This is a genomic window from Streptomyces sp. NPDC102402 (genome assembly GCF_044765765.1).
GTDB lineage: Bacteria > Actinomycetota > Actinomycetes > Streptomycetales > Streptomycetaceae > Streptomyces.
Genome location: NZ_JBIWKR010000002.1, coordinates 248830 through 259349, shown reverse-complemented (window position 1 = coordinate 259349; position 10520 = coordinate 248830). Strand labels below are relative to the sequence as shown.

Sequence of the window (10520 nt, the reverse complement as noted above, 5' to 3'; positions counted from 1 at the left end):
TTGGACGCGGTCACCGGTCGACGCCTCCCATCACGGGGTCGATGGACGCGACGGCGACGATGACGTCGGCGACCTGGCCGCCCTCACACATCGCCGCCATGGCCTGCAGATTGGTGAAGGACGGGTCGCGGAAGTGCACCCGGTAGGGGCGGGTGCCGCCGTCCGAGACGACGTGCACGCCGAGTTCGCCCTTGGGGGACTCCAGGGCGGTGTACGCCTGCCCGGCCGGGACCCGGAAGCCCTCGGTCACCAGCTTGAAGTGGTGGATCAGGGCCTCCATGGAGGTGCCCATGATCTTCTTGATGTGGTCGAGCGAGTTGCCCAGGCCGTCGGGTCCCAGCGCGAGCTGGGCGGGCCAGGCGATCTTCTTGTCGGCGACCATGACCGGTCCCGGCTCCAGCCGGTCCAGGCACTGCTCGACGATCCTGAGCGACTGGCGCATCTCCTCCAGCCGGATGAGGAAGCGGCCGTAGGCGTCGCAGGTGTCCGCGGTGGGCACGTCGAACTCGTAGGTCTCGTATCCGCAGTACGGATCGGACTTGCGCAGGTCGTGCGGGAGTCCGGCGGACCTGAGGATCGGGCCGGTGGCGCCGAGCGCCATGCAGCCGGTCAGGTCGAGGTACCCGACGTCCTGCATGCGGGCCTTGAAGATGGGGTTGCCGGTCGCGAGCTTGTCGTACTCCGGCAGGTTCTTCTTCATGGTCTTCACGAACTCGCGGAGCCGGTCGACCGCGCCCATGGGCAGGTCCTGGGCGAGCCCGCCGGGACGGATGAACGCGTGGTTCATACGGAGGCCGGTGATCAGCTCGAAGATGTCGAGGACGAGCTCACGGTCGCGGAAACCGTAGATCATGATCGTCGTGGCGCCGAGCTCCATGCCGCCGGTGGCGATGCACACCAGGTGCGAGGAGATCCGGTTGAGCTCCATCAGCAGCACGCGCAGGGTCGTGGCGCGGTCGGGGATCTGGTCCTCGATGCCCAGGAGCTTCTCGACCCCGAGGCAGTAGGCCGCCTCGTTGAAGAAGGGCGTCAGGTAGTCCATGCGTGTGACGAAGGTGGTGCCCTGGGTCCAGTTCCGGAATTCGAGGTTCTTCTCGATGCCGGTGTGGAGGTAGCCGATGCCGCAGCGGGCCTCGGTGACGGTCTCGCCGTCGATCTCCAGGATCAGCCGCAGCACGCCGTGCGTGGACGGGTGCTGGGGGCCCATGTTGACGATGATGCGTTCGTCGTCCGACTTGGCGGCGGACTCGACGACCTCGTCCCAGTCGCCGCCGGTGACTGTATATACAGTCCCCTCGGTCGTGGCGCGGGGAGTTGCGTGGGGAGTGGTCATCAGCTGTACGACCTCCGCTGGTCCGGAGCCGGGATCTGGGCGCCCTTGTACTCGACGGCGATGCCGCCGAGCGGGTAGTCCTTGCGCTGCGGGAAGCCCTGCCAGTCGTCCGGCATCATGATCCGGGTCAGGGCGGGGTGCCCGTCGAAGATCAGGCCGAAGAAGTCGTAGGTCTCGCGCTCGTGCCAGTCGTTGGCCGGGTAGACCCCGACGAGCGACGGGATGTGCGGGTCGCTGTCGGGGGCGGACACCTCCAGGCGGATCAGCCGCCCGTGGGTGAGCGAGCGCAGGTGGTAGACCGCGTGCAGCTCGCGCCCCTTGTCCCCCAGGTGGTGGACACCGCTGACGCCCGTGCAGAGCTCGAAGCGCAGGGCCGGGTCGTCCCGCAGGGTGCGGGCCACCTGGACCAAGTGCTCGCGCGCGACGAAGAAGGTGACCTCGCCCCGGTCGACGACCGTCTTCTCGACGGCGTTGCCGGGGAGCAGGCCCTGTTCCTCCAGGGCCCCTTCCAGCTCGTCGGCCACTTCGTCGAACCAGCCGCCGTAGGGCCGGGAGGTGGCTCCCGGCATGGCCACCGTGCGGACGAGTCCGCCGTAGCCCGAGGTGTCGCCGCCGTTGTCGGCGCCGAACATCCCCTTGCGTACGCCGATGACCTCACCGGAGTCGTCGCGCGGGACGGGCACCTGGCCGCTGTTGCTGTTCGGTTCGTCGCTCATCGCAGCAGCCCCTTCATCTCGATCAGGGGGAGTGCCTTGAGAGCCGCCTCCTCCGCCTCGCGGGCGGCCTCCTCCGCGTTGACCCCGAGCTTGGAGCCCTGGATCTTCTGGTGGAGCTTGAGGATGGCGTCGATCAGCATCTCGGGACGCGGCGGGCATCCCGGCAGATAGATGTCGACGGGAACAATATGGTCAACACCCTGAACAATGGCGTAATTATTGAACATTCCACCCGATGACGCGCAAACCCCCATGGAGATGACCCACTTGGGGCTGGGCATCTGGTCGTACACCTGCCGCAGGACGGGTGCCATCTTCTGGCTGACCCGCCCGGCGACGATCATCAGGTCCGCCTGCCGCGGTGATCCGCGGAAGACCTCCATCCCGAAACGGGCCAGGTCGTACCGCCCCGCGCCGGTCGTCATCATCTCGATGGCGCAGCAGGCGAGGCCGAAGGTGGCGGGGAAGACGGAGGACTTCCGTACCCAGCCGGCGGCCTGCTCGACAGTGGTCAGCACGAAGCCGCTCGGCAGCTTCTCTTCGAGTCCCATGGTGTGCCCCTCAGCCCCTCAGTCCCATTCCAGGCCGCCCCGGCGCCACACATACGCGTAGGCGACGAAGACGGTGAGCACGAAGAGCAGCATCTCCACGAGCCCGAAGATCCCCAGGGCGTCGAAGGTGACCGCCCAGGGATAGAGGAAGACGATCTCGATGTCGAAGACGATGAACAGCATCGCCGTCAGGTAGTACTTGATGGGGAAACGGCCACCTCCGACAGGAGTCGGGGTGGGTTCGATACCGCACTCGTACGCTTCGAGCTTTGCTCGGTTGTACCGCTTCGGGCCGATAAGCGTGGCCATGACCACGGAGAAGATCGCAAACCCTGCCCCGAGGGCGCCGAGCACGAGGATGGGCGCGTAGGCATTCACGCTCCTCGCTCCTTCCAGTCGTCCTTGACCGTTGGACCGCATCGGGCGACCGGCTCGCCACCTCATCAAGATCGTGCACATGTGAGGCAGTTCACAAGCCCGACTGCCCCGCATCCTATGCCTGCCGTCCTGTGATCTGCGACACGGGGTGCAGCAACGTCTTTGTGATCTCCACCACCTGACGAACGATCATGAAGTCGGATGAGCGGTGATCTTCGTACGCGAAGCGGCCGACCGGTTACGAGACGTGACATCTTGCGGCGTTACCGCTGGTCAAAGGGGCGTAGCCCTATCAATGGACGGCCCCTACAAGCAAATTGGCGATGGACGCGACACGAGTGATATAGGGACCGGTCACATTCCGCCCCCACTCGGAAGAGGGGCTTCCGGTACCGATGTGGACAATGTGCGCGCATTCACGAACTTCCGGGCAGGGATCCGCCGGGCCGCCGGAGGCCGGCCGCCGACGCCCGGCGAAGCCTCTCGACCGCGCCAGGGTCCGAGCGGCTCCGGCCCGTCGGCGACAGCCGGAGGAACGGACACGACTCCCCGACGGGTCACCCCTCCGCGCCCCCGCGACCGCCCCCACGACCGAGCCCACCCCGAACGCGGCCCGCGCCCGCGCGGTTGCCTCTCACGGAACACCCATGCTGTGACCTGCATCACTCCACGCGCGCTCCAAGAGAAGCGGGCTTGGCCATCGGTGTGAACGGATGGTAAGCGACGGGCAATTCGGGCGTATTGAAAGAACGCCGTGATCACAGCCGTGTACACAGGTGCCCGATTTGCCCGTTAGGGCGTCAATAAGGGCCCGTAATAAGCGGATTCGTAGATTCCGAACGTAACTGTGTCGCAACACACGTTTCTTGATGGGACCCCTACAGCCCTGATAGCGCTAGTACCCATGTCCCACACCGCTCACATACCCAGCCACCGGAAGCCCCGCCAGAGTGCCTCGAAGACGGCCCTGCGGGCAGGAGTTGCCGGCGGCGTCCTCAGCACCATCGCGGTCGCGGGTGCCGCCGGTCCGGCCCAGGCCGAGCCGGTGACCCAGACCATCGAGATGCCCACCATCACGGCCGGGCTCTCCACCACCGTCGCCGCGTCCGCGCAGGCGACCCAGGCGGTCGCCCTCGACCTCGAGACGCAGGCCCAGGAGGACGCCGCGGCCGCCAAGGCCGCCAAGACGGCCAAGACCGCCAAGGCGGAGGCGGTCCGCAAGGCCGAGGCCAAGAAGAAGGCCGAGGCAGCCGCCAAGGCGGAGGCCAAGGCCAAGGCGGAGGCCGCGGAGCGCGCGTCCCGCTCCTCCGAGCGCACCACGCTCAGCGCCTCCTCCGGCTCGTCGTCGTCGTCCTCCTCCTCTTCGTCGAGCGCCACCGGGTCCGCCGCGTCCGTCATCGCGTTCGCGCAGTCCCAGGTCGGCGACGCGTACGTCTCCGGCGGCACCGGCCCGAACTCGTGGGACTGCTCGGGCCTGGTCCAGGCCGCCTTCGGCTCGGTGGGCATCGACCTTCCGCGTGTCTCGCAGGACCAGTCGACGTCCGGCACCCAGGTCTCCCTCGGCAACCTGCAGCCCGGCGACATCCTGTACTGGGGCGGTGCGGGCAGCGCGTACCACGTCGGGATCTACGTGGGCGGCGGCCAGTTCGTCGGTGCGCAGAACTCCAGCACCGGCGTCGTGCAGCAGTCCCTGGACTACGACCCGCCGTCGGGCGCCGTCCGCGTTCTCTGATTCACAAGCGTCCCGGGCCGCCCCGGGACGTGGCTGGACACCGCAGAGGGCCGTCGCTCCCCCGCTCGGGAGCCACGGCCCTCCGGCATGCCCGGACGCGCTCGAAAGCGGCCCCGCGGAAGGGACCGGGCCCAGGCGGCGCGGGAAGCGGCCCCGCGCGTCAGTGCGCCGTGGTCCGGACGTCCGGGTCCGCGGCGGCCCGTGCCGGCCGCCGCTGCCCCGGGACGTGCCCCCGTTCCCCGTCGGCCCGCTCCCGGCGCAGCAGCAGGACACCCGCCACGCACACGAGGGCCGCCAGCACGAAGCCGTACGGCGGGGTCGAGCCCGAAGGCTGCGTCTCGTAGACGAGTGCGGCCGACAGCACGGTCACCGCGCTCAGAGCCCGGCCCCCGTTCGCGGTGGCGGCGATCACCGCCGTCGCCCACAGCAGATACCAGGGCTGGACCATCGGCGAGAGCACGACCAGGACCAGCAGCGCGGTGCCCAGAGCGCGAACGGGCTCGGTCCGCCCGGTCGCCGCATGCCACGCGAGGCGGCCGATCAGGACCAGAGCCACCAGCAGACCGAGGTTCTGCACGGCGGACTTGACCGGATCCGGATCCGTCCCGGCCAGCAGCCGCAGGAGCTCGCCCAGCCCCAGGCCCAGGTCGCTGCTGAGGGACAGCGCGGTGTGGATGCGCCCCGCGACGCTCTGGGTCCCCAGCCAGCCGAAGCCGGTGCCCCCTGCGAAGGTCGCGGCGACAACGACCGCCCCGGCGACCAGGCCGGGCGCCAGCAGCCCCTTCGCCACCCTCCGGACCGCCGGACCGTCCGCGGCGCGGCCCACGGCCACGCCGACGAAGAGCAGGGCCACCGCCGCGGGCGACTTGACCATCGCGGCGAGCCCGATCAGCGCCGAGCCTGTGATCCATCTGCCCCGCAGGGCGAGCAACGCGCCCGCCAGCATGAGGCCGGTCATCAGCCCGTCGTTGTGCGCGCCGCCGACCACGTGGATGAGCAGCAGGGGGTTCAGCGCGCCCAGCCACAGCGCGGCGCTCTCGCTGCGGCCGTGCTCCCGGGCGAGACCGCGCAGGGCCCAGACGATCAACGCCAGCGCGAACAGGCCGATGAGGCGCATCCCGAGCACGGCGGGCACGATCGTCCCGCCGGTCGCCCAGGCCACGCCCCGCGCGAGGACGAGGAAGAACGGGCCGTACGGCGCCGGGGTGTCGGTCCAGTGGCCGCCGACGCTCGCGGCGGCGTCGCCGCCCGGCCCGCCCGGGTCGAGGGCGGACGGCCCCACGGTGTAGACGTCATGGCCTTCGAGGACCATCGCGCCCTGGGCGATGTAGCTGTAGACGTCCGCGCTGTAGAGGGGTGGGGCCACCACGAGCGGTGCCGTCCACCACCCGAGGGTGGTGAGGCTGTCGCGTACGGAGGCTCCCGTCCGCCCGTACAGCCACCAGGCGACGACGAGCACCGTCAGTCCGCCGTACGCGAGCGCGTAGCCGGAGGCCCTCACCGCGGGGCCGTGCGGCACCCACAGCCCCCAGGGGTCGTGGGCGGGCAGTGTGCCGACCGCCCAGCCGCCCAGCGCGACGCCCAGCGATCCGGCCGCGCCGAGCCACCGGCAGCCGCGGGTGGTCCATGCCCTTGATGCCCCCATGGCCCGAAACCTACCGCAGGGCGGGGCGGGGGCCCGGGGTCACCCGGGCCCCGTGCGCTCAGGCCTTCGGGGCGACCTTCGAGAGGCCGTTGATGATGCGGTCCATCGCGTCGCCGCCCGTCGGGTCGGTGAGGTTGGCGAGCATCTTCAGCGTGAACTTCATCAGCAGCGGGTGGGTCAGACCGCGCTGCGTCGCGATCTTCATGACGTGCGGGTTCCCGATCATCTTCACGAAGGCGCGGCCCAGCGTGTAGTAGCCGCCGTAGGTGTCCTTGAGGATCTTCGGGTAGTGCTGCAGCGCGAGCTCCCGCTGCGCCGGGGTCGCGCGGGCGTGCGCCTGGACGATGACGTCCGCGGCGATCTGGCCCGACTCCATGGCGTACGCGATGCCCTCGCCGTTGAACGGGTTGACGAGGCCGCCCGCGTCACCGACGAGCAGCAGGCCCTTGGTGTAGTGCGGCTGGCGGTTGAACGCCATCGGGAGCGCCGCGCCGCGGATCGGGATCGTCATGTTCTCGGGGGTGTAGCCCCAGTCCTCCGGCATGGAGGCGCACCACGCCTTGAGCACCTCGCGCCAGTCCAGCTCCCTGAAGGCCGACGAGGAGTTGAGGATGCCGAGGCCCACGTTGGAGGTGCCGTCGCCCATGCCGAAGATCCAGCCGTAGCCGGGCAGCAGGCGGTCCTCGGCGCCGCGGCGGTCCCACAGTTCCAGCCAGGACTCCAGGTAGTCGTCGTCGTGGCGGGGCGAGGTGAAGTACGTGCGGACCGCGACGCCCATCGGGCGGTCCTCGCGGCGGTGCAGGCCCATGTTGAGGGAGAGCCGCGTGGAGTTGCCGTCGGCGGCGACGACGAGCGGGGCGTGGAAGGTGACCGGGGTCTTCTCCTCGCCGAGCTTGGCGTGGACCCCGGTGATGCGCCCGGTGCGCTCGTCCTTGATCGGTTCGCCGACGTTGCAGCGCTCGTGGAGCCGCGCGCCGGCCTTCTGCGCCTGGCGGGCGAGCTGCTCGTCGAAGTCGTCACGCTTGCGGACCAGTCCGTAGTCCGGGTACGAGGCGAGGTCCGGCCAGTCCAGCTGGAGGCGGACGCCGCCGCCGATGATGCGCAGACCCTTGTTGCGCAGCCAGCCGGCCTCTTCGGAGATGTCGATGCCCATGGAGACGAGCTGCTTGGTGGCGCGGGGGGTGAGACCGTCGCCGCAGACCTTCTCGCGCGGGAAGGCCGTCTTCTCCAGGAGGAGCACGTCGAGTCCGGCCTTGGCGAGGTAGTACGCGGTCGTGGAGCCGGCTGGGCCCGCTCCGACGACGATCACGTCCGCGCTGTGTTCGGAGAGGGGCTCGGTCACGGTCGGATCTCCCGAAGACTCGAATTCGCGTGCCGCGCGGCACAGGTCGCGTGCAGTCTATGGGTGCCTGCTGATCAACCTTCCGAAGGGCTCCCCGATGCCGCACACGCCTGACCCGTCTCCGACCGTCCGTCTGCGCGTCCCCACCGACGAGGACGCCCTGGCCTGGCACCGGGTGTTCGCCGATCCGGAGGTGATGGAGTTCCACGGCGGCCGCCCGGCGGAGTACTCCGTGTACGAGGAGTTGACCGCACGCCAGAGACGGCACGACGCGGAGCTCGGCCACTGTCTGTGGACGGTCCTCGACGGCGCGGGTGAGGTCCTCGGCTTCACGGGCGCCCAGCCGTGGCCGCACGCGTCGTTCGGCCCGGTCGGCGAGATCGAGATCGGCTGGCGGCTGGGCCGGGCGGCCTGGGGACACGGCTACGCGACGGCCGCGGCGCGCACGACACTGGAGCGGACGAGGGCGCTCGGGGTGCGGGAGGTCGTGGCGATGATCGATACGCGCAACGCGCGCTCGGTGGCGGTCGCCCGGCGGCTGGGCATGCGGCAGGCCGAGACGTACACCTCCCCGGTGTCGGGACGGGAGGCGTACTGCTTCCGGCTGGACCTCTGAGGCCCCGCCGGATCAGTCGCGCACGCCCCGGTGCAGCGCCACCACTCCGCCGGTGAGGTTGCGCCAGGCCACCTTCGACCAGCCGGCCTTCTGCAGCAGTGTCGCGAGGCCGGCCTGGTCGGGCCAGGCCCGGATCGACTCGGCGAGGTAGACGTAGGCGTCGGGGTTGGACGAGACGGCGCGCGCGACCGGAGGCAGCGCGCGCATCAGGTACTCGGTGTAGACCGTGCGGAAGGGCGTCCACGTCGGCTGGGAGAACTCGCAGATCACCACCCGGCCGCCCGGCTTGGTGACCCGGTAGAGCTCGGCGAGGGCGGCGCCGGTGTCCTGGATGTTGCGCAGCCCGAAGGAGATCGTGACCGCGTCGAAGGTCTCGTCCTTGAACGGGAGCCTCATGCCGTCACCCGCGGTGAACGGCATCCACGGGTGGCGTGCCTTGCCGACGCGGAGCATTCCGATGGAGAAGTCGCAGGGCACCACGTAGGCGCCGGCCCGGGCGAACGGCTGCGAGGAGGTGGCCGTCCCGGCCGCCAGGTCGAGGATCCTCTGAGCCGGGCGGGCGTCGACGGCCCGAGCGACTTCCTTGCGCCAGAGCCGCGCCTGCCCGAGCGACAGCACGTCGTTGGTGAGGTCGTAGTTCGCCGCCACGTCGTCGAACATCGAGGCGACTTCGTGCGGCTGCTTGTCCAGGGATGCTCGGGTCACCCCCCCATTCAAGCAGCCCCGCACCCGGGCGCTCGCGGCGGCGTGGACCGGCTTCAACCTTTCGGTGCCGACGGTGCTCATAAAGGGGTGTGACCCACCGGATGATGTGAGAGGGGGGACGGATGTCCGTTCTGCGCGACAGGGACTCCACCGGCCCGAGTGGCTCCGAGGACGGTTTCGAGAACTTCGCCCGGGCCAACCAGCAGCGTCTGTACCGCACGGCGTATCTGCTCTGCGGTGACCAGGAGGGCGCCCGGGACCTGACCCAGACGGCCCTGGCGAAGATCTTCCAGCACTGGCGGCGGGTGAGCACGGCCGACCGTCCCGAGGCCTACGCGCGCACGGTGCTGACGCGTACGTATCTCGCGGAGCGCAGACGGCGGCTGCGCGACCTCCTGGCCCACACGCCCGTCGAGGTGCCCCGGGCCTCGGTCGGCCCCGACCTGACCGTGACGCTGCTGGCCGCGCTCGCCGAACTGCCGCCCAGGGCCAGGGCGATGGTGGTACTGCGCTACTGGGAGGACCTCAGCGTGGAGTCGGTTGCCGAGTTGCTCAGGTGCAGCGAGTCCACCGTCAAGAGCCAGTGTTCACGGTCCCTGTCCCGCCTTCGGGAGCAGCTCGGACCGGCCCACGTCTACACCACCCCGAACTGAGGAGCCGCGTGATGAGCAAGGATGCCCTGCTGGTCAAGGACGTCATGAAGCGTACGGCGGACGGGCTCGCCCCCCTTCCCGACCTGGTGCCCGGCGCGGTGGCCCGGGGCAGGCGGCGCCGGGCGAGGACCCGGCTCGCGCTCACGGCGGGCGCCTTCGGAGCGGTCTCCCTGGTGGCGCTCGGCACCGCCGCGCTGTCGGGCGGCGGCTCCGGCCCGGACACCGTGGCCTCCGGCACGGGAGTGGCCGCGGCACCGGCGCCGTACCGCACCCCGGTCCATGTGGCGCCGTCGCCCGGGGAGGCGGAGGAGGACGGCGCCCTCGCCGGGCTGCCCCCCGGGGAGCGGCGGCGCCTGGAGGACTTCCAGCAGCGCGCGGCCGTGGCGCTGGACGAGGCGCTGCCGGACACGGTCGGCACGATCCGCCCGGTCGACTCCTCCGTGGCGCGCTACCAGGGGGAGAAGGACGGAAGTGTCTTCCAGGTGGGCTTCTCGGTCCGTCCGGGCGACGGCGGGGCCGCCGGAGAGTGCCGGAGCGTCCCCGAGAAGCGCATGACCTGCGTGAAGGAGGAGCTCACCGACTCCGTCGAGGCGAGGCTCCGGGTCGCCGCCGTCAACTCCCTGGAGACGACGTCCACGTCGATCGCCTTCGAAATCGGGAACAGCACGGTGCTGATCGACGTCTCTCCCGATGAGGGGAAAGGGGTTTCCGCGCCGGTGACCACCCAGCAACTCCTGGACGGCGTAAGGGAGAGCGGGCTGCTGGACGTCGTGCGGTACGCGGACGAGCACCCGGTACTCCAGAAGCAGATCAGCGTGCGGGGCGGGTGATCCCCCGCACGGACGTTCC

At 70.3% G+C, this 10520-nt stretch carries 11 protein-coding genes; 4 read left to right on the top strand and 7 right to left on the bottom strand.

Features of this window, described 5'->3' with window-relative positions:
• Positions 1-10 precede the first annotated feature (10 nt).
• The 4 genes from ACIRJR_RS06020 to ACIRJR_RS06005 are packed head-to-tail and all read right to left on the bottom strand — an operon-like array spanning position 11 to position 2978.
• A complete protein-coding gene (locus ACIRJR_RS06020) occupies positions 11-1333 on the bottom strand; it encodes an NADH-quinone oxidoreductase subunit D (RefSeq protein ID WP_403774514.1) in 1323 nt (440 codons plus the stop codon).
• Complete coding sequence (locus ACIRJR_RS06015; RefSeq protein WP_403774511.1) at positions 1333-2049, bottom strand: NADH-quinone oxidoreductase subunit C; 717 nt, start codon at positions 2047-2049, stop codon at positions 1333-1335. The genes ACIRJR_RS06020 and ACIRJR_RS06015 overlap by 1 nt, the downstream gene beginning before the upstream one ends.
• Entirely contained in the window at positions 2046-2600 is a 555-nt protein-coding gene (locus tag ACIRJR_RS06010) for an NADH-quinone oxidoreductase subunit B family protein (protein WP_014154689.1), read from the bottom strand. Before ACIRJR_RS06010 ends, ACIRJR_RS06015 begins: the two co-directional genes overlap by 4 nt.
• 18 nt (positions 2601-2618) lie before the next feature.
• Positions 2619-2978: an NADH-quinone oxidoreductase subunit A gene (locus ACIRJR_RS06005; protein ID WP_359887413.1), complete on the bottom strand. Its 360-nt coding sequence runs from the start codon at positions 2976-2978 to the stop codon at positions 2619-2621.
• Between the two features lie 904 nt (positions 2979-3882).
• Here ACIRJR_RS06005 and ACIRJR_RS06000 point away from each other — a divergent pair.
• Positions 3883-4710: a C40 family peptidase gene (locus ACIRJR_RS06000; protein WP_403774507.1), complete on the top strand. Its 828-nt coding sequence runs from the start codon at positions 3883-3885 to the stop codon at positions 4708-4710.
• 160 nt (positions 4711-4870) lie between these two features.
• Here the strand turns inward: ACIRJR_RS06000 and mptB are convergent, their stop codons facing one another.
• Both mptB and ACIRJR_RS05990 read right to left on the bottom strand, forming a co-directional pair.
• The gene (gene mptB, locus ACIRJR_RS05995; RefSeq protein WP_403774504.1) at positions 4871-6355 is read right to left on the bottom strand and encodes a polyprenol phosphomannose-dependent alpha 1,6 mannosyltransferase MptB; all 1485 of its coding nucleotides are present in this window, start codon (positions 6353-6355) and stop codon (positions 4871-4873) included.
• 58 nt (positions 6356-6413) lie between these two features.
• The gene (locus tag ACIRJR_RS05990) at positions 6414-7697 is read right to left on the bottom strand and encodes a geranylgeranyl reductase family protein (protein ID WP_267074213.1); all 1284 of its coding nucleotides are present in this window, start codon (positions 7695-7697) and stop codon (positions 6414-6416) included.
• Between the two features lie 97 nt (positions 7698-7794).
• Between ACIRJR_RS05990 and ACIRJR_RS05985 the strand changes: the two genes are divergently transcribed.
• Positions 7795-8313, top strand: a complete 519-nt coding sequence (locus ACIRJR_RS05985) for a GNAT family N-acetyltransferase (protein WP_403774499.1) — start codon at positions 7795-7797, stop codon at positions 8311-8313.
• A 12-nt stretch (positions 8314-8325) separates the two neighbouring features.
• On the opposite strand, the gene ACIRJR_RS05980 is transcribed toward ACIRJR_RS05985, so the two are convergent.
• Positions 8326-9018 carry a demethylmenaquinone methyltransferase gene (locus ACIRJR_RS05980; RefSeq protein WP_403774496.1) on the bottom strand — a complete coding sequence of 231 codons (693 nt, stop codon included), beginning with the start codon at positions 9016-9018 and terminating at the stop codon, positions 8326-8328.
• A gap of 122 nt (positions 9019-9140) precedes the next feature.
• Here ACIRJR_RS05980 and ACIRJR_RS05975 point away from each other — a divergent pair, with 122 nt between their 5' ends.
• Both ACIRJR_RS05975 and ACIRJR_RS05970 read left to right on the top strand, forming a co-directional pair.
• Positions 9141-9671: a SigE family RNA polymerase sigma factor gene (locus ACIRJR_RS05975; protein WP_403774493.1), complete on the top strand. Its 531-nt coding sequence runs from the start codon at positions 9141-9143 to the stop codon at positions 9669-9671.
• A gap of 11 nt (positions 9672-9682) precedes the next feature.
• The gene (locus tag ACIRJR_RS05970; protein WP_403774490.1) at positions 9683-10501 is read left to right on the top strand and encodes a hypothetical protein; all 819 of its coding nucleotides are present in this window, start codon (positions 9683-9685) and stop codon (positions 10499-10501) included.
• Positions 10502-10520 lie beyond the last annotated feature (19 nt).